Genomic DNA, 19,257 nt, shown 5'->3' on the forward strand with positions numbered 1-19,257 from the left:
TAAAAGTCCCCCTGTTGAACTTGTTCCAGACAAACAAACAAAAATAACAACGTCAAACTTTGGTTTATAACTAAAAATGGCTTAAAACTATCAGGCTCAGCGAAATGCTGAGCCTTTTTTTACGCTTTTACAATGCGCGCTTTGGTATCATAAAACACAGTGGAACCGCCTACCTTATCCATAAGCCCCATATTCGGCACATCTGGGTCGGTGCGCATAATCGGGTTTAGATTAAATCCGGCCTTGCGCTGCTTACTTCCCTTAATCAGCTTTCCATCCACTTCATAATCTGAAGCGCCATAGCCGTTGTGACCAAAGCCAACGATAAAGCTAATTGCGTCCGGTGCTATGCCCTCACGCAGTTTCACCTCCGCTTTACGCTTACCATTTACGCTCTCGATCCACACCATGTCACCGGTTTTCAGCCCTTTAGCCTCGCCAGTTTGTTTGTTGATCTCGGCAAAGTTAGTCGGCGTGATTTGGCGGATAGAGTTCGCAGACGACAGGCGTGAGTGACTCTGCAGAGCCGATTTTCGAGTCAATATGGTCATGTCAAACCCTGTATCTAGATCTGATAATGGCTTGTCTAACGCTGTCACAGATTCGGCGTTTAGCGCCTGTCCCTTGAATCGCTTGCCCGTCATACTATCGACAGTGGTAGCCACCTTTTCTGAGTACATGGAAATGCACTTATCGAACTGATGCGTCAGTTGCTTGCCGTTGCGACGATTATTCACAGACTCAAACAAACCGCCTCGACTGATAGCAAACAGTACATCCAACCACTCATTCGCTTTAAGCGTATCTTTGTGCTCTTGGTAGAAGCTATCTAAACCGGTAATTCTCAGTTCTTCATCGGTGATCTCTGGAATCTGACCAAAGTTGTGAGCAAGGTTAGCCACACCCTTGATGTAGTAATCAGACATAGTATTTAGCGGCCATAGCTTGCCGTAGCCATCAGGAATGGCGTCCTCACCAAAGCCAGGCATACCCAATTCAATCGCCACATCAATCAAGAACTGCTCATAGCTCATGTGGAAGCCTTTCTCGGTTTTGTCCGTCATCGGCTCAACTACAGGAGTGCGCACTGCCGTGCCTTTAACCAGTGTTGCCTCCATCATTGGATGGTGCACATACTGCTCAAGGTACATGAGATCTGGGATGATGTAGTCTGCATAAGCTGAACTGTCACCCACCACGATATCCGATGCGATCAACAAAGGCACTTCTTTAGGGTCAGAGATCTTGGCAATGATCTCATCTCGGCCCGTACTTGGCGTCGAATACAGAGGTGTGCACATATGCCAAAGCAAGATGTCTGCTTTATAAGGGTAGCCATCGATAATAGACGGAATAATCTCACTAAACACATCCTTGGTGATTGGGAACCAAGGGCGCTGAGCCGGATATGGGTTCTCACCATTGGCCAATTTGCGCTTATATTCGCTAGAGTCTTCGTAAGCCATCTGCTCACGGGTAATGTGCAGCCCTTGAGGTTTCGCTTTCAGTCCAGGAATGGTTTTCAGGTCATAGGCGCCGCCATTGTAATCGACACCGCCACCACCAACGGACAGACCGCCAGTCCAGTTCATGTTGCCCATTACAACGTTGATCTGATTGATCAAAAAGCCGGTGTAATAACCGTTCGGATGCTGAGCAATGCCACGATAAAACTCCACCGCTGACTTACGTCCTGCCTTGGCGATGCCCTTAGCTAGCCACTCGAGTTTCTCGAACTCTACGCCCGACTGATTACTATACTCTGCCATGCTTTGGCTAAATACAGAGTCACAAAGCAGGGAGAAAGAAGTGACTAGAGGCTTGCCGTTTAGCTCACCTTTGAACTCAATATCTGCCTCATCTAGGGTATCAAATGGCACGATATTGCCGTTCTTATCCGCCACTAGATATTTGCCGTTCTGACGAGCAAACTTGCCGCTTTCCAGATCAATCAAATAAGAAGAGTTGGTATAAGAAAGTTCACCAAAGCGTTTGGCAGACTCTAGGCTTGGACGACTCAGGTAACTGCGGTTGAAGCCATCGCTTTCAATAAGGGTACGTAAGATAGCCGCAGCAATGGCACCATCAGAGCCTATCTTAGGGCAAATCCAATGAGTGTTAGGTGAGGTCTGCACTGTGCGTGGAAGCACTGGGTCAACCACAGTGATCTGTGCTCCTTTGACTCGCGCTTCTGCACTGTATTTGCCCATGGTCTGCATTGGGAAGTTAGCTTCACCTGGTGCTGTCCCGAAGAACACCATGAACTCAGACTCGGTAATATCAGCCTTGGCATTGTGCTTGCCCGCATAAACCTCACCTGTTGCGATGTGGTGGGACAACTCACAGATATTGGTATGCTCGTAGTTATTCACGGTACCGAACGAGTTACAAAAGCGCGACTGGAAGTCTTTACGACTCTTAACGATGCGCCCTGCTTGTAGCACAAACTTATTAGTCTCAAAGCCATACTCAGGATTTTGCTTGTCGATCAAGGTATCGCGCTTTTGGTAGAGTTGTTTGAAACCCTTCACGTTCAAGTTTTGGCTGTCAGCATCTGAGGTATCGGCGAATATCTTGCCGCCATTAACCGTCTCTGAAATCAACTTCTCCCAAGAGATGGTCTTCCATTTACCTTCACCTCGCTTGCCCACTCGTTTTAGCGGTGCACTTAGACGGTATTCATCGTACAGGGTCTCGATACCCGCATTACCACGCGCGCACACGGTACCAACTGCAGCCGCAGTTGCACTAATTGGTGTCGAGATATCTGTGTAATCTATCTTGGTATTTGGGTGATAAGGGTTACCAACGATACGTTCTATCTTACCGCTGTTGTTGTTTACTTTAACGCGCAGTCCGCACTCAGAGTGACACTGTAAGCAGGTGGTGTGCTTAATACAATAGCCCGGAGCAATCTGGTGTTTACCTACTTCATTCAAGCGCCATTCAACATTGTCCGAGTTGCCATAAGCCTGGTAGTTAACAGGCTCACCGTTTTTACTCATGGTAACGGCACGGGCGAAGATACCTGAATAGGCCGCACCACCAGTTGCAATACCAACACCGGCAGCACCTTTTAGAAATTTACGTCTATCCATGGGTTAATCCTCAATTTTTTGAATAAGAGCAGGAACAGCCAGTAGCAGAGCTGCAAACAAGCCGCCGGTTAACAACAGAGATGCGACCGTAAAGAAAAGCTCGTGTAGGTCTGGAGCAAACAGCGAGATGCCTCCCCCACTGCGACTCACGCCTTCTCCGGCTACGAGCAAGCAGTAGCGCACAAAGTAGGCTCCGACTGCAGACAATACAAAAGCAATCAAGGCCATAGCGCGTGAGCGACTGATCAACAGGATCGCCAACGCCAGTACGAAGCCGCCGAAGGCTGTCCACTCAATGCCAGCAAAATGCGTATCCAGAAGGGCTTTAGAGAGTTGAACCTCTGCGCCAGAGAAACGAATCGCCCACCAATTGGCTAAGAATAAAAACGCGATATTGGTAACCAGCAGTGTTCTAAGAATGTTGCTTCTGATAGTGCTTCCATCGTGAGACAGAACATTGAATAGTAGAGAGCCAACTGCCACCCCAGATAGAGAGGTCAAGACTACCGTTAGTGGAGAGTTCCATAGTGCCACGCCATGCTCATTCATCATCCAGATGCCCGAATAAGCGGGTAGGAAAAGGCCTAAAACCACGATCCCTGCTCGAAGTGGGTTGAATAGCTTCTCAGCAATCGGGTGAAATGGTGCGAATATGGTCAGTAATAACAGCCCCATAAACACAGGGATAGCCGGCACGCCGTATTTGATGATAGAGCCGTTCCAGTTTTCCCATCCGGCGATAAATCCATAGATCAAGCGACCTTGTTGCTGTACCTCAGCCAGTACGTTGAAGGTTGCGCATAAGGCCAAAGCCACTGCGACTAGCTGCGGCAAATAGGCTTTGCTCGGTTTTTCGGTACATAACGCCCAAGCTACGCCTAAGCCACCGGCCATACCTGCGAGCAAGGAGTAGTTAACGAACAGCAAACCAAAAGGCATCTGGTTCGATACGTTGATAATATTAATCATTGCTCGCCCCCTTGAAGGTCAACTCAACATCATCCATGTTGCGCTCAAGATCTAATAGCCAGGTGTTAGGCTCTATCTCACCATTAGCAATCTCAGGATGATTTAGACCGATATAGAAAACGTTCGGCTTCGTGCCTGCGCTTGGTTTAAGAACCGATACATCGTTCTCTGCAATAAGCTTGCTCGCTGGGCTTTGAGGATCGTTCAAGTCGCCAAAAATTCGGGCACCACCGACACAGGTCTCGGCACAGGCTGGAAGTAGCCCCTCTTCTAATCGATGAGCGCAGAAGGTGCACTTGTCTGCAATCTTGGTCTCAGAGTTGATAAAGCGAGCGCCGTAAGGGCAGGCTGTTACACACGAACCACAACCCCAACATTTATCGGAATCGACCAGAACTAGGCCATCTTCTCGCTTATAGGTCGCTCCAGTTGGACAAACAGGAACACAACTTGGCGTTTCACAATGGTTACACAATCGAGGTAAGAATGAACGGCGAGTGTCCGGATAGCTCTTCACCTCGATATCGCTAACCCAGGTTCTAAACTGACCAACGGGCGCATTGTTCTCGAATTTGCACGCCACGGTGCATGCCTGACAGCCAACACAACGTCGTAGATCAATGACCATACCCCATCGTTTGCCTGAGCCAGACTGCTGTTTTAGTGAGTTTTTCGGCTGTGATGCCATTGCTGATGTGGCAACGGTAGCCGCTGCCGTGGCTATAGCTCCGGTGAGGAGTTGTCGCCGAGATATCTGTTTATCCGCCATTAAGTTACCTTGAAACACTGAAGTTACTCTCTGAAACTTAACGGCAATAAAACTGCAATAAATTGATCTGAACAGGCATATCGTCAATCGACGATGAAAAATAAGATTGCTTTAAAAGTAACCTAGAAGCATATGAAACAACTTTAAATCATTGTCTTGATTAGGGTTTTAACCATTTTGATTACAAGGCAAAATAGGCTCGTCATTTCTAATTGGAGCTAGAGTATGCTCAAAGGTACTCATCACGTTGCAATCATCTGTAGCGACTATAAGATCTCAAAACGCTTTTACACTGAAGTGTTAGGACTGGAGATCCTTGCGGAGAATTATCGAGCCGAGCGCGACTCTTACAAGCTCGATCTTGCGCTTCCCGACGGCACACAAATAGAGCTGTTTTCTTTCCCAAATCCACCCGCAAGACCCAGCAGACCGGAGGCGCAGGGATTGAGACATTTGGCTTTTCAAGTAGAAGATTTGGATGCTGCGATAGACAGGTTGACTGGCTTTCACATTGAAGTAGAGCCGGTGCGAGTGGACGAATTCACTGGCAAACGCTTTACCTTTTTCCAAGACCCAGACCAGTTGCCACTGGAGCTGTACGAGGTTTAATAAGGGAGAGTATCTGGGTCGACATCGATAAAGTGCGGCTCGATCACATTAGGAAAACGCACTGCCTTAATGTGACTATCACCATTTATCAGAGCCTTGCACACACGATGCATGCCATCCATTACTCTGCCTTCGCTGCACAATAAAATGGGATAGCTGAGGTCGGTTTGCTGAATCAACTTGGCATGCTCTGCTACATTGCGACAGGTAGGCTTGGCACCGCCTAAGTCATACCAGAAGGCCTCATCGAGCTCTTTAATGCTTTCTAGTGGAACGGACATGACCTCGAATTCACGGGCTAACTCTATCAGCTTGATGACATCCCAAATGAGCAGTTGCCCCTGCTGTGAACGTCTGAAATGGTATTGCTGTCTCATGGTTTGTAACGCAACTTCCGTTTGATTTGACCTATGCTGAAGCCAATCATAAACAATCCAAGCAAGATTGGTACACCCCAAAGTAGTGTGTTTTGCATGCTGAGCTTAGGTTTGTAGAGCACATGCTCGCCATAGCGCTCGACCATAAACGCCTTAACCTCAGCGTCACTCTTGCCCGCTTTCACCAACTCAAATACTCGCAGTCGAATATCCTTTGCTACTTCCGAATTAGACTCGATAAGGTTCTGATTCTGGCACATAGGGCAGCGCAAGGTTTTGGCCAGATTAATTGCCTGTTTTTGCTGCGCAATGGAATCAAATTCAAACAGTTCCACCGGATGCACTTTGTAGCTTTCAGCCAAACTGAAGCTAGAAACTAGAAGCAGTACAACAAGGGTTAACAGGGATTTCATTGAGAAAGACTTTCCTTAAAGCGAGGTAGTGGAATAAGTCTACCTAGCCGTATACAAATAAGCCCGATACCGGCAAACACCATCAACAGCGCACCCACGCCAATCCAGCGAACAAAGGCCTTAAATTGTACTCGAACCGCGTAGTTTTGAGTGTCGAGCTTTTCTCCAAGTGTGATGTAGATATCACCGTCCCAAAAGCAGGTCATCGACGGCTCGGTCATATTCATCACTCGCACCGGATAGTGTCTCTTCTCAGGCTTTGCGAGATAGCTTTTTGAGCCACTGATGATCTCAATCTGCCCCTGCTCTGCGGTAAAACTTGGTGCGATATAGAGCTCAGTATCTAGATAACGTAACTGAAACTCACCAAATTGAGTGCCAAGTTCAGGGCCAAGGCGCACGTTTTTTTCATAGGAATAGAAGCTGTTCATACTGGCGCCAATACACGCCAAAGCTACCCCAATATGAGCAAGGCTTACGCAGAGCTTTTTGGCAGAGACACCACCTCGAATAAGAGCCCATATATGACCAATAATCACCCATAGCCCGAGACTCAAAGTTGCAAACGCCCACCATGACCACTCAGCTCCTACCTCTTTATTGGAATGGGTATAGAGATTGAGTAAAGAAATGGAGAGCACTAAGCTGCAGAACAGAGCTAGCTTGCACTCCAGCCAGTTCGGTTTCCCTTGTTGTCCTTGCCACTTAACAAACGGCATCACACCCAAGAGCGCTAAACTAAGCAGCGCTAAAGGCGCAAACAACAGATTAAAGTACGGCGCCCCCACAGAGATATTACCTAGGCCAAGCAACTGATAAACCATGGGATAGAAGGTGCCAAATACCACCACTAAGGTTGCCACGACTAGGACATTCACCCCTACTAGCACTAGGCTATTTTTGCTCTCAAGTTGCTTGATATCCTCTGATTGTATCTCTCTAGATTTCACTACCAGTAAGGTATAGGAAGCGATAAAAATAAGACTTAGCATCGCCAGCAGTGTCAGTCCTTTGCTTGGGTCTACCGCAAACGCGTGTACTGAAGTCAGCACTCCAGAGCGAACAGTAAAGGTCCCGAGAATACTCAAGCAGAAGGTGACTATTGCAAGGGACAAACTCCAGAACAGCATCTGTTTTTGAGTGCGGCTAAGAACAAGAGCGTGCAACAGCGCTGTAGCTGTTAACCAAGGCATCAGCGAGGCATTTTCTACGGGATCCCAGAACCACCAACCTCCCCACCCGAGCTCGTAATACGCCCACCAACTGCCCACTGCAATGCCTAGGGTTAAGAACACCCACGCCAGCATGGTATGCCTGCTAATACGTTTAAACGCTTGTGCTGAATAGTCTCTACATACTAGCGAAGCCACTGCCAGCGCTAGGACAGAAGCGAAACCAACATAACCCACATACAGAAGTGGCGGATGGATAATAAGACCGATATCCTGAAGCATAGGGTTGAGGTCACGCCCTTCTAAAGGCACTAGGGTATTGAGTTCAAATGGATTGGAAGCCAATAAAGTAAACCAGCTAAAGATGGCAATCACCGCCATCATTACTGTGGTCGCGACAGGTGTGGTATTTACTCGCCTTACACTTATCAAGGTTCCCCACAGCGATAACACCCAGACCCAGAACAGCATAGAGCCTTGATGCCCACCCCAGGTTGCTGCCAGCTTAAAGCCCATCGCGAGCGAGCTATTTGAGTTGTCAGAGACATAGCTCAAACTAAAGTCATCGATGGCAAAGGCGTACATTAAAACGCCCACCGCTGAGCTTGCTATAACCAGAACCAGAGGCGCACCACCGATGAGTAGCCTTGAGGCTAATCTAGATTGAGAAATTGAGCCCTTAATGCCTATCAATATAAGTAGGGAGCTCAGTACGGCTACCGCTGTTAAGAGCCATAAGCCGCTGTTTGCTAACAACAAATGAAATCCTTAATTTTTACTATATCCAAATCACCTCGTGATCTCTTAAAAGATAACTGACCTGTGCTGTAGAAAGTTTCTGCGGCATGGATGCCGCAGTAAAGCCATCAAGGATGATTTAACGGCGTCTTTCGGAAGTACAGGTTAGTTAAACCACAAAGAAATTTGGATATATCACCAAGCCCATACTGAGCTTGGTGATAACGTTTAGATAAGCGTCATCTGTCCTGCGTACAGAACAAAGGTACGTAACATCAATACGCCTATCAGGCTAAGGCTAGTCACTACCAACACAAAACCGTGGCTGTGTTTGGTCTTGGCTGGAGAGAAGTAGTTCATGGCAAGTGGCAACAACATGCCCAAACCAATTACACCAAACCAAAACCAGTTGGACCAGAAACCGCCACCGATCGCATTCCATGCCGCCGCTTCATGCTGACCACCTGCGAAGATAAGGCCAGTGAAAAAAGTCACTAGAACGAACAACTCAAACATCACTACAGGGCGCTCAAAGCCGTGAATCCACGCGACACTCGAGCTGTGTACGTCCTCTTTAAACACTAAGATGCCGAACATCAAACAGGCCGCGGCACCAGACGAGAGGCTGGAGAACAAGAACAGGATTGGAAGCACTGGGTTGTTTAGCATTGGGTAGGTTTTCAATGCAGATAGTAGGAAGCCCGTATAGGCTGCTAGCGCAATGGCCAAAAAGCCAAGGAACAGCTCGATACCATTCTCATAGCGTTTGAACCACTGCAGTAGACCATCCACAAAGCTCAACTTACCACCAAGGAAGCCAACTATAACCTCACGGAAGATGATACCGATCCAGACAAACAGCACCGCCATATACACCTGGAATAGGATCACACCCATGGACATCACTGAGGTCGGATTGTAGTAGATCATGATCTTCCAGAAATCTAACGGCTTGGTTAGATGGAAGATCAGGATCAACAGGCCCACTATGATGCCAAACGGTGCCAGCCAAGCGATCGCCTTCATGATGCCATTTTGTGAAGCATCACCTTCAATGACCTTGCGCTTCAGATACAACCCGACAATAACCGCACCCGCAGACATACCCGCTAGAAACAGGTAGATGGCGATGATCCAGTCCCAGACCAGAGAATCAAAATGAAATGCGCTACTCATTACACCTCTCCTTTCGCGAATGGAACTTTGTACAACTTAGGTTTAGTGCCTAGCGTTACCTTGTCACGGTAGACAGGACTAGATGCTATGGCCTTGGAGACATCGCTGCTTGGGTCATTGAGGTCGCCAAAGATAAGCGCCGTAGTTGGACAACTTTCAACACAAGCAGGTTGTTTACCTTCAGCGAGGTTGGTGTCGCGACAGAAGTTACATTTGTCAGCCGACTTGTTTTCAGGATGGAAGAAACGAACCTGATAAGGACAAGCCGCCAAACAGTAGCCACAACCTACACATTTATCATGATGCACGTCGACGATGCCGGTTGTTTCGTCTTTGTAAGCTGCGCCGGTTGGGCACACATACACACAAGGTGGATTTTCACAGTGCTGACAAGAAGTGCGAGTGAATCGATACTCCACATCTGGGAACTCACCAACAGGTTCAGAGCGCTCAATCTCAAGGCGAGATACGCCCTCTGGCACCTTGTTTACTTCCCGGCATGCCTCGGTACACGCGGTACAGCCAATACAGGCATTCTCATCGTGTAGCATACCTAGCTTGACGCTAGTTTCTGCCTCTGTGGTGGCAAATGATTTCTTGCTGGAAACCACGCTTGCCACCCCAGTGCCTGTGGTAAACATCACAGCTCCCGCGCCAGCAAGGAAGTTTCGTCTAGAACAACTCATATCCCTACTCCTTCTCTTCGCGGGTCTGATTAAAATCAGAGTGACAATCTACGCACATATTCACCAACTGCTTGCGCTCATAGGAGAGCACCTTGGCGTCGGTGGCGTGCAGTGTGTGACAGTTTGAGCAGGTTAGATTTTTGGCGTGCACATCGTGCGTCCAACTCGCCTCTCTTAGATTCTCTGAGCTATGACAATCCATACAGGTATTATTGGCCTGTAGAATGGCATCGGTTGAAAGGTGTGTCTTGCCCGTACCCGCTTGGGATTGAGCATCAGAGAACTTAGTGACTGTGGAAGCCCCATCGCGGTGATCGGGACCTATATTGCCGTGACAATCAGTACAGTTGGCCTCTTTGCCTAGTTTTTGCATAACGCCCTCACCGTGAGATCCGGCTAAGGTTTGCTTAGAGTCCTTGTGGCACTGAATACATTTATAGTCTTTGTCACGAATGTATTCGACTTTATGACGGTCAGATGTTGAATCACTTTGGACACCATCATCGGCCATAACATTATTTGAGAAACCAAGTAAACAGGATGCAAATAGCAGACTAAGCATCATGGACTTGATCAATATAATATTGCCCATTGTATCCTTTCCTTAAAACCAAAATATTCCACGCGGAATTTTGATTAGAAACTAAAACCCCTTGAATTCCTTGCACCGAACTCAAGTGAAATTAATTCTTATTTAGGATAAGCCACAACGCTTTTACCTTATAAAGTCTACGCCTAAACCCCTGATACAGATAATAAAACCCGTCTATTTTGCGAGCAAAATCACTGCCTAAATATGGATTTAAATAAGTGTGATAAAGGTCTCTGATAGAAATTGATGTATATCAAATGAAACTAAATATGAAAAATAATTTTTAATATTTGCAGTAAAATTAATATATCCGAGACATTATTTTGGATACTCAGAACCTATTTATATATAGGTTTTACTCCAATTCTTTTTTAGGAATCGTGACCACAACGCCGTTCATAAAATTAAGAATATGGAGACAAACTCGTCATGAAACAGTGGAAGCTTGGGTGGATAGCACCGTTAGCGCTTTTCGGTGCCTTGAGCGGCAACGCCTTTGCCGAATCGTATAGCCAGGAGATTGTTGACCCTCGCAATGAGGCGTACGAACAAGTACATCCTGATCAATTTCATAGCTGGAAAGCCACCAGCGAAAGCGAACAAATCGACGATGCTCTAGCAGGAGATCCAAACATGGTGATCCTATGGGCAGGCTATGGCTTTGCTAAAGACTACAACAAGGCTCGTGGCCACTACTATGCCATCGAGGATCTACGCAATACCCTACGTACCGGTGGTCCAACGGACGCAGAATCTGGTCCTATGCCTATGGCGTGCTGGAGCTGTAAAAGCCCTGACGTAGCGCGTCTTATCGATGAGCGCGGCGAGGACGGTTACTTTGAAGGTAAATGGGCACGTCTTGGCGGGGAAGTGGTTAATGCCATAGGTTGTGCCGACTGTCACGACACCAAGAGCGATGGCTTCAAGAAGGGCGAACCTGCTCTTAAGATCACCCGTCCTTATGTAGACCGTGCCATGACTGCCATTGGTATGCCGTTTGAGGAGCAGTCTCGTCTTGATCAGCAAGCCTCGGTATGTGGTCAGTGCCACGTTGAATACTACTTCGTAAAAGAGGCGAAGAACGCGGTTAAGTTCCCATGGGATATGGGCACCAATGTGGATGAGATGGAGCAATATTATGACGCTCTAGGCTTCGCAGACTGGACCCACGGCGTATCTAAAGCCCCAATGCTAAAAGCTCAGCACCCTGAGTATGAAACATGGCGTGACGGCATCCACGGCAAGAATGGCGTGGTCTGTGCAGACTGCCACATGCCTAAAGTAGAGCGCGAAGATGGCACCGTTTACACCGACCATAAGATTGGCAACCCATTCGATCGCTTCGAAGACACCTGTGCTCAGTGCCACACCCAAAGCAAAGACCAGCTTCACAGCATAGTGGCTACTCGTAAAGGTCAGGTTCTGAACATGAAGCTAACCGCTGAGAAGCAGATCGTTGCCGCTCACTTTGAAGCAAAAGCGGCATGGGATGCTGGTGCTACTGAAGACGAAATGAAAGATATCCTACAAGATATCCGTCACGCTCAATGGCGCTGGGACTATGCAATCGCATCACACGGCGTACATATGCACGCCCCTGAGGTTGCTCTTGAAGTGCTAGGTACTTCGGTTGACCGTGCAGCAGATGCTCGTGCGAAACTGATTCGTCTTCTAGCAACCAAAGGCATCACTGATGAGGTTCAGATCCCAGATATCTCTACTAAAGAAAAAGCACAAGCAGCTCTTGGTATGGATATGGACGGCATGAACGCTGAGAAAGAACACTTCTTGAAGACAGTAGTGCCGAAGTGGGATGAGGAGGCTGAGAAGCGTGAGGCGACTTATTAGGTAGTGAAGTAAATACGGTGGAAGATCCCGGATATTTGCTAGACGCAAATTCCGGGATGACGAATTGAAAGTGAGGTTGCCTTTAATTCGTGAAGAACACCACTGTACTAATTAATCGTCATCCCGGAACGCCGTTAGGCGTATCCGGGATCTCCCCACCAACCCAAACTAAACCAAACATGCAGATACTATTCATCACCCTAACCCTAATCCTAATCGCGTTCTTCACCTTAAGAGTCGCGTTTAAACACCAGTCCCAGCCTAACCTAAAGGCAGGAAGCACTGTGGTGGGTATGATTCTGCTAACAACCCTAGTCTGGCTGTCTGTAAAACAGCCCACACCAGAATTTGAAACAGCACCAGAGCCTGTTTCCTACCCTGGGTTATTAAGCCAAACCCAAGACAAACTAAGAGATAATCCAAACGATTCAGAAGCCTGGTTTCAGCTAGGAAAGCTTTATATCCAAGACAACCAATTCCAATCTGCGCTCACCTGTTTTGACTACACCTTAAAACTCACCAAGGTGCCACACGCGGGCCACTATGCCGCCTTTGCCACCGCGCTCTACTATCAAAACAAGCAACGCATCACTCCACAAGTTCAGCACTATCTGGATCTAGCCCTTGAGAGCGACCCTTTCAACGAGACCGCACTGCAATTAATTGCTTCCGATTATTTCATTGAGGCTGACTATCAAAACGCCATCAATACCTGGACTAAGATACTCGACTCTCAGAACCTAGGCGTGGATAGAGCTAAGGTTATCAATAACATAAACCAAGCCAAGGCTATGCTGCCACGCTCATAGTCGCTGACTGATTCCTCTACACTACTTTCACTAAACCTTATCTTGCACCAATCATGTGCAAATCTGTGGTAGAAATCCCTATGGATTGGCTTATACTGCACGCCATTTCTATATCCCAGATTTATATAAGGTGAACGAAAGTGGAAGAAAAACTACAGCCCAAATACGGACTGGGCACAGCCGTTTCTTTGGTTGTTGGTATCGTAGTTGGTATCGGTATCTTCTTTAAGGCAGGTCCTGTCCTGCAAGCAACCGGCGGTAACGGCACGTATGCCATCATTGCTTGGGTAGCGGCAGCGCTACTAACCACAATAGCGGCTATCGTAATCTCTGAGATCGCCTCGATGGGCTCAAAAACCGGCGGCCTGATGTCATTCAGTGAAACCGCTTGGGGTGAACGCTTTGGCTTCTTTGTCGGCTGGGTACAAACGGTTCTGTATATCCCGCTTATCCTTTCTATCATTCTTTATTACTCAGCGGTATTTACCTGCGCATTCTTGCAGATTGAGCCTACCCTGCCAGCGCTTGCAGGCTTAAGTGCCCTTTACTTCGTAACCTTTGCAGCAGCGAACCTGCTGGCTGAGTCTCTAGGTGGATTACTACAGCGCGTTGCCACAGTTATCAAACTGATCCCACTACTAGGTATCGCTCTGTTTGGATTCTTCCATCAAGGCGAAACCGTTCAAGCAGGTCAGGCAGCAATGGAAGCAATCAGTGATGTGAGCTTTGCTACTGCAATCGCAGCAGCCATGATCCCTGTGCTATTTGCGTTCGATGGCTGGATTTTCGTAACCACTATCGCACACGAAATCAAGAACCCTCAGCGCAACCTACCTCTTGCTATGGTAGGTGGTCTTGCCATCATCGGCCTTGTGTACGTGATGTTCACTACGGGTCTTCTGTCAGTGGCGAGCGGTCATGCCTATGCGGCAGGTGAGATGGATGTGTCTGGCGTGGCCAACATCCTATTTGGTGAAGGCCTAGGCCGCACCCTAACCTTCTTTATCGTTATTTCTGCGCTTGGTGGTTTTAATGGTTTGATGCTGCTGGGTATGCGCATGCCATACTCGCTAGCGATGCGTCGTAACTTTGCAGGCTCAGAGGCGCTACTATCAGTTTCTCCTCGCACTAACCTTCCGGTTCGCTCGGGTCTCACTATGCTGGCACTGCTAGCTACCTACATGACTGTTGGCTTTATCCTAGCCGGTACTGGTGTTCACACAGGTATCTTCGACCTATACGGCGACCTACCAATCGCACTGATGTGGATCATCTACGCAGTACTATTCCTTGGTGTTTGGCGTCTGCGTAAGACTCAACCAGATGCGAAGCGTCTTATCCGCGTTCCTGCACTGCCGGTATTCGTACTGCTAGCTATCGCAGGTACAGGCTATGCATTGTATGGCTTTGTACCAGCAAACATTACCTCGTTCGCTCTATCTTGTGTAGTAGCCGCGCTTGGTCTGATTGTTTACGCTCGCTCTGAGGCGCGCGACTAATCAGCTGATATCAGAGGGGCAAAGTATGGACTCAATCCAGCTTTGCTTCTCTTTTATGAACTCAATAAACAGCTTGGATTTCTGCGGTAGGTTTACCCTATCCTGATACACCATAAACAAGCTCTTATCTTGCTCTATCCAGTCGGGTAGCAATATCTTCAGATCCTGCATTTTTCGCTCTCGATAAAGAGAAGCGGGCAACAAGCTCACCCCATAGCCGCTTATGGTCATGGTGCGTGCCACAATAAAGTCGTCACATAGCATGGCTGGCTCAGAGTTAATCTCATACCTCTCTCCTGCTTTAGCAAACTGCCACGGCAAGATATAGCCCTCAATATGCGCTCGAATACAGGGCAATTCCAGAAGCTGGCTAGGATGATCCAACTCATCACTCACCGCATCTTTGTGTGCGGCCAACACATAAGTCACCTTGGACAACTTCATCGCAATCAAGCTGGAATCTACCAAAGGACCAAGGCGAAAAGCAAAGTCGATATTGTCTTCCGCTAGGTTTTGAAAGCGGTTCGAAGCTCTGAGGTCTAGTTTGATATTGGGATAGCGATTCAAAAACTCAGCCAATAAAGGAGCGAGCAAATCCTGACTCAAGGCGCGAGGCGCAGAGATGGTCAGCTTACCCATAGGGCTGCTCATCATGGTTTGGGCTTCATTGCTGAGCTCATACACGGTATCTGCTATCAAACGTGCTTTAGGCAGTACCTGCTCACCCAGTTCGGTCAATGAGAGTGAGCGCGTGCTTCTATTGAGAAGCTTGCCTCCGATCTCTTGCTCCAAGGATTGCACCTTACGGCTTACGGTTGTGGTTGGCAGATTCAGCTTTCGCGCCGCTTCTGCAAAGCTTTTGCACTCCACCACGGTAGCGAAGATAGGTAGTGCGGATATCTCTTTCATTGTCTATTTAAATTTATCCCATATTCGGGATAGTAAAGCCCAATTTAACCATCTAATCAAACTTATTGGGATGACCTAATATTTATCTCAAGCAATCAAGCAGACAAACAAACAGAGGTTCATCATGGATATCTTGGTACTAGGCGCAACAGGCAACACAGGCACAGCAGTAATCGAGCAATTAAAACAAACTGACGCTAAGTTTGGCGCTATGGTTCGAAACGCATCGGCAGCAGAGAAACTTGGCCTAACACAAAACCAAATACGTGTGGGCAACTTTGACGACAAGGCCTCTATGGTTGAGGCAATGAAAGGCATCAAGCGCATCTATGTTGCAATGCCAGCGCACCCAGATAACCGTCTATGGATAGAGAATGTACTTGAAGCGGTAAAAGAAGCAGGCGTTGAGCACATGGTTAAGCTTTCAGGCATGGGAGCTAAGAAAGATGCTGGCTCTGCCATCATCCGCACTCACGCGGAGACTGACGAGTTAGTGGAAGCATCAGGCGTAACCTATACCATTATTCAGCCTAACTCTTTCTTCCAAAACCTATACGGCAGCCTTGAAACCATCAATGGCATGGGTCAGTTCTTCTTGCCTCTAGCAGATGCAAAGCAGAGCGTAGTGGATATCCGTGATGTAGCAGCAGTTGTCGTTACTGCACTGACTCAAGACGGTCACGAGAATAAAATCTACCTACTTTCAGGCCCAGATTCTCTAACCTTTGCGGAGCAGGCTGAAATCATCAGTAAAGCAGCTGGCAAAAAAGTGGAATACGTTGCGGTTTCAGAGCAGCAAGCAGCCGAAGCGATGAAAGGTGCTGGCATGGGTGAATGGCTATCAGACAATCTTGCAGAAATCATGGCTTGGTTTGGTGAAGGTCACTACGCCTACACAACCGATACCGTTGAGAAAGTAACAGGTAAGAAACCTCGCACTTTTGCAGACTTTGCCACTGAATTTGCTCACTCAGTACAATAACCGAGCTTTGGTCCTTAGAAACGGCGCTTTATGCGTCGTTTTTGTTTGTCTGCTGTTAAGCGATTGATAAGTGGATATGCAACTTTATACATTGAAAATCAGAAACTTAGATTGCAGTTAGATCTTTTCCTATTTGTGACGCAACCCATTAAACTCCGCGCTTAATTTTTACCAACATTTTTGAAAGGACGACTAATGTCAAAGCAACTAGCCAACCCAGCACCACTAGGTTTGATGGGTTTCGGTATGACTACCATTCTACTTAACATGCACAATGCAGGCTTCTTCCCACTAGATTCAATGATCCTTGCTATGGGTATCTTCTACGGTGGTATCGGCCAAGTTATCGTAGGCACCATGTGTTTCAAACGTGGTGACACCTTTGGTACAACTGCTTTCACCTCTTACGGTCTTTTTTGGCTAACTGTTGTTGGCCTAATCGCTATGCCTAAAATGGGCTTCCCGGCGAGCCCAGCACCATTCATGGGTTGGTTCTTCGCAATCTGGGGCGTGTTCACAGGCTTCCTATACATCGGTTCTCTGCGCTACCCAACCGCGAAGCAAATCGTATTCTCTTCACTAACCATCCTTTTCTTCCTGCTTGCAGCAAAAGAGTGGACTGGTAACGGCACTATCGGCTTTATCGCGGGTATCGAAGGTATCTTCTGTGGCGCTTCAGCTATCTACTTCGGTCTAGCTCAAGTGCTAAACGCTGAATACGGTCGCGTTGTACTTCCAGTAGGCGCACCAAAATTTGCAGCTAAGCCAGAAGTTGCTACTGCATAATAATTAGAAGCTCCACGTTCTGATTTAAAAAGCCCTGCTCACTGAGCAGGGCTTTTTGTTATGCGTTTCTTTTAAAGAAAGATACCAGAGATTTGGCTAGGGTCTGCTTACCCTCTTGGTAGGCATCAAAGACATCATCGTCTCTGCCTGCCGCAGCAAGTCCTCCGTAGACTATGGTGAGAAACAGTGTCGCTACGGCGGTCAACATAGCCACAAAGCCTAAGATCCTGTACTCGATAAGCACCAAGCAAAAACCGCAAAATCCAGCCGATATTAAGGCGCGTTTTGTGTTTCTTCTCATCTCAATCCCTCCCTCGTATCCATTGAATACCATTTTACTAGGATTGAAACGGTGAATGTTTGCTCTAAATCACTGTTAATACGTGAGAAATTATTCGTTACAAAATTGTAGCGAAGTCTTATTTTTTACTTTTCATTATTTAAAGTTGCATCCAGCAAGTTATTTTAATTGAGGGGGCTAAATAACCAAAAGGAAAGACAGATGATCACTTGCTACGTGCGCTATGTTATCGACCCAAAGAAGATTAAAGAGTTTGAGGTCTACGCCAAGATGTGGATTCCCTTAGTGGAAAAGTTTGGCGGTCAACACAACGGTTACTACCTGCCTTCTGAGGGTGCCAACAACATCGCCTTGTGCCTGTTTACCTTCCCTAGCCTTGCGGCTTACGAAGAGTACCGAACTACTTCGGTTAATGACCCAGAGTGCCAAGCAGCGTTTAAATATGCGGAAGATGTTGATTGTGTTATAAGCTATGAACGCAGTTTCTTTAGACCCGTTTTTGAATAATGCCCTATCAGCCGATATTTGAATTAACGCACAATCACACCCTTGAACTGCTTGCCCTCTATCGCAAGCAGTGGTGGTCGACGAGTCGCACCCTAGAACAAACTCAACTCTGCATTGAAAACTCAACCCTTTGTGTAGGCATAGTGAACGAAGAGCAACAGCTGATTGGCTTTGCTCGTGTTCTATCAGACAAGGTGTTTAAGGCGCTAATCTTCGATGTAATCGTAGATAGTGACTATCAAGGACAGGGGATCAGCACTCTTAATTTGGACTGCATCAAAACGCACCCAAGCCTTGCCAGAGTGCAGCACTTTGAACTCTACTGCTTACCCGATATGTTCGATTTCTACCGCAAACAGGGTTTTAGTGATGAAGTCTCCGGTGTAAAACTAATGCGCCTGACCAATCCTATTTTGGATAACAAATAATATCTTGAAAGACGGTCTTTTCTGAAAGCGCTTCATAGCCATGAGGCTGGTCTGCGAAGAATCGAACCGTCTCTCCCTTTTTGAACAGATGCCACTCGTTGTCGAAGAAAAGATTCAGCTCTCCCTCAAGTACGTGAATGTGCTCAATCACACCCACTGAGTGCGCCGTCGACATCTGTTGATGTCTATCGATAAGGCTTATCTCAAACATCTCCATACCTGTGTCCGCTTTATACGGGAACAAGGTTTTGACTTTCATCTTGGCGTCATCGGGAAAAACACTCTCACTGGATTGAAGCTCAGGTTGATGGGCAAAAAAGGCTGAAAACGAAATATCTAATCCACTGGAGATCTTCCACAGCGTTGCGATGGTGGGGCTTGATTCCTCACGCTCTATCTGGCCTAGCATGGCCTTCGAAACCCCAGTTAATTTTGAGGTGGCATCTAGGCTGAGCTTTCTTTCTTTACGGCACGCCTTTAGGTGACTGGCTATCTGAGTCTTAAAAACTGTATCTGTCATGGCTCTAATTTATTCTTGTGCGCTATAACGCACAGTGCTACATTCTATTTGTGCGCTTTAACGCACAAC

The 19,257-nt window shown here is 47.3% G+C and carries 20 protein-coding genes; 8 read left to right on the plus strand and 12 right to left on the minus strand.

Features of this window, described 5'->3' with window-relative positions; genetic code table 11:
- Positions 1–119: 119 nt before the first annotated feature.
- From Pcarn_RS14430 to dsrO, 3 genes are read right to left on the minus strand one after another with little or no spacing between them, the layout of a single operon-like run.
- Positions 120–3,098 (minus strand): molybdopterin dinucleotide binding domain-containing protein, encoded by a 2,979-nt coding sequence (locus tag Pcarn_RS14430; protein ID WP_261836621.1) that lies wholly within the window; start codon positions 3,096–3,098, stop codon positions 120–122.
- 3 nt (positions 3,099–3,101) lie between these two features.
- On the minus strand, positions 3,102–4,067 hold the full coding sequence (locus Pcarn_RS14435; protein ID WP_261836622.1) for a hypothetical protein: 966 nt from the start codon (positions 4,065–4,067) through the stop codon (positions 3,102–3,104).
- Positions 4,060–4,836, minus strand: coding sequence for a sulfate reduction electron transfer complex DsrMKJOP subunit DsrO (dsrO, locus tag Pcarn_RS14440; RefSeq protein WP_261836623.1), 777 nt, complete (start codon positions 4,834–4,836; stop codon positions 4,060–4,062). Before dsrO ends, Pcarn_RS14435 begins: the two co-directional genes overlap by 8 nt.
- A gap of 225 nt (positions 4,837–5,061) precedes the next feature.
- On the opposite strand from dsrO, the gene gloA2 reads away from it, so the two are divergent.
- Complete coding sequence (gene gloA2 / locus Pcarn_RS14445; protein WP_261836624.1) at positions 5,062–5,445, plus strand: SMU1112c/YaeR family gloxylase I-like metalloprotein; 384 nt, start codon at positions 5,062–5,064, stop codon at positions 5,443–5,445.
- On the opposite strand, the gene Pcarn_RS14450 is transcribed toward gloA2, so the two are convergent.
- From Pcarn_RS14450 to nrfB, 6 genes are all read right to left on the minus strand, one after another.
- Entirely contained in the window at positions 5,442–5,822 is a 381-nt protein-coding gene (locus Pcarn_RS14450; RefSeq protein ID WP_261836625.1) for a hypothetical protein, read from the minus strand. The genes gloA2 and Pcarn_RS14450 overlap by 4 nt on opposite strands.
- Positions 5,819–6,235 carry a cytochrome c-type biogenesis protein gene (locus tag Pcarn_RS14455; RefSeq protein ID WP_261836626.1) on the minus strand — a complete coding sequence of 139 codons (417 nt, stop codon included), beginning with the start codon at positions 6,233–6,235 and terminating at the stop codon, positions 5,819–5,821. Before Pcarn_RS14455 ends, Pcarn_RS14450 begins: the two co-directional genes overlap by 4 nt.
- On the minus strand, positions 6,232–8,166 hold the full coding sequence (locus Pcarn_RS14460) for a heme lyase CcmF/NrfE family subunit (protein ID WP_261836627.1): 1,935 nt from the start codon (positions 8,164–8,166) through the stop codon (positions 6,232–6,234). The genes Pcarn_RS14455 and Pcarn_RS14460 overlap by 4 nt, the downstream gene beginning before the upstream one ends.
- Positions 8,167–8,373: 207 nt before the next feature.
- The gene (gene nrfD / locus Pcarn_RS14465; protein WP_261836628.1) at positions 8,374–9,321 is read right to left on the minus strand and encodes a cytochrome c nitrite reductase subunit NrfD; all 948 of its coding nucleotides are present in this window, start codon (positions 9,319–9,321) and stop codon (positions 8,374–8,376) included.
- Positions 9,321–10,007 (minus strand): cytochrome c nitrite reductase Fe-S protein, encoded by a 687-nt coding sequence (nrfC, locus tag Pcarn_RS14470; protein ID WP_261836629.1) that lies wholly within the window; start codon positions 10,005–10,007, stop codon positions 9,321–9,323. Before nrfC ends, nrfD begins: the two co-directional genes overlap by 1 nt.
- 4 nt (positions 10,008–10,011) lie before the next feature.
- The gene (gene nrfB, locus Pcarn_RS14475; RefSeq protein ID WP_261836630.1) at positions 10,012–10,599 is read right to left on the minus strand and encodes a cytochrome c nitrite reductase pentaheme subunit; all 588 of its coding nucleotides are present in this window, start codon (positions 10,597–10,599) and stop codon (positions 10,012–10,014) included.
- A 429-nt stretch (positions 10,600–11,028) separates the two neighbouring features.
- Between nrfB and nrfA the strand changes: the two genes are divergently transcribed.
- From nrfA to Pcarn_RS14490, 3 genes are all read left to right on the plus strand, one after another.
- Positions 11,029–12,447 carry an ammonia-forming nitrite reductase cytochrome c552 subunit gene (nrfA, locus tag Pcarn_RS14480; RefSeq protein WP_261836631.1) on the plus strand — a complete coding sequence of 473 codons (1,419 nt, stop codon included), beginning with the start codon at positions 11,029–11,031 and terminating at the stop codon, positions 12,445–12,447.
- A gap of 89 nt (positions 12,448–12,536) precedes the next feature.
- Entirely contained in the window at positions 12,537–13,256 is a 720-nt protein-coding gene (locus tag Pcarn_RS14485; RefSeq protein ID WP_261836632.1) for a TPR domain-containing protein, read from the plus strand.
- A gap of 140 nt (positions 13,257–13,396) precedes the next feature.
- Positions 13,397–14,755, plus strand: coding sequence for an APC family permease (locus Pcarn_RS14490; protein ID WP_261836633.1), 1,359 nt, complete (start codon positions 13,397–13,399; stop codon positions 14,753–14,755).
- On the opposite strand, the gene Pcarn_RS14495 is transcribed toward Pcarn_RS14490, so the two are convergent.
- Positions 14,756–15,664, minus strand: coding sequence for a LysR family transcriptional regulator (locus tag Pcarn_RS14495; RefSeq protein ID WP_261836634.1), 909 nt, complete (start codon positions 15,662–15,664; stop codon positions 14,756–14,758).
- A gap of 124 nt (positions 15,665–15,788) precedes the next feature.
- Between Pcarn_RS14495 and Pcarn_RS14500 the strand changes: the two genes are divergently transcribed.
- Complete coding sequence (locus tag Pcarn_RS14500) at positions 15,789–16,646, plus strand: SDR family oxidoreductase (protein ID WP_261836635.1); 858 nt, start codon at positions 15,789–15,791, stop codon at positions 16,644–16,646.
- Between the two features lie 195 nt (positions 16,647–16,841).
- Positions 16,842–17,432: an acetate uptake transporter gene (locus Pcarn_RS14505; RefSeq protein ID WP_261836636.1), complete on the plus strand. Its 591-nt coding sequence runs from the start codon at positions 16,842–16,844 to the stop codon at positions 17,430–17,432.
- Between the two features lie 58 nt (positions 17,433–17,490).
- Here Pcarn_RS14505 and Pcarn_RS14510 read toward each other — a convergent pair whose 3' ends face one another.
- Positions 17,491–17,733 carry a hypothetical protein gene (locus tag Pcarn_RS14510; protein ID WP_261836637.1) on the minus strand — a complete coding sequence of 81 codons (243 nt, stop codon included), beginning with the start codon at positions 17,731–17,733 and terminating at the stop codon, positions 17,491–17,493.
- Positions 17,734–17,934: 201 nt separating this feature from the next.
- Between Pcarn_RS14510 and Pcarn_RS14515 the strand changes: the two genes are divergently transcribed.
- Both Pcarn_RS14515 and Pcarn_RS14520 read left to right on the plus strand, forming a co-directional pair.
- The gene (locus Pcarn_RS14515) at positions 17,935–18,240 is read left to right on the plus strand and encodes an NIPSNAP family protein (RefSeq protein ID WP_261836638.1); all 306 of its coding nucleotides are present in this window, start codon (positions 17,935–17,937) and stop codon (positions 18,238–18,240) included.
- Entirely contained in the window at positions 18,240–18,668 is a 429-nt protein-coding gene (locus Pcarn_RS14520; protein ID WP_261836639.1) for a GNAT family N-acetyltransferase, read from the plus strand. The genes Pcarn_RS14515 and Pcarn_RS14520 overlap by 1 nt, the downstream gene beginning before the upstream one ends.
- On the opposite strand, the gene Pcarn_RS14525 is transcribed toward Pcarn_RS14520, so the two are convergent.
- Complete coding sequence (locus Pcarn_RS14525; protein WP_261836640.1) at positions 18,649–19,188, minus strand: helix-turn-helix domain-containing protein; 540 nt, start codon at positions 19,186–19,188, stop codon at positions 18,649–18,651. The genes Pcarn_RS14520 and Pcarn_RS14525 overlap by 20 nt on opposite strands.
- Positions 19,189–19,257 lie beyond the last annotated feature (69 nt).

The sequence above is a fragment of the Vibrio ishigakensis genome (assembly GCF_024347675.1).
GTDB classification, from domain to species: domain Bacteria; phylum Pseudomonadota; class Gammaproteobacteria; order Enterobacterales; family Vibrionaceae; genus Vibrio; species Vibrio ishigakensis.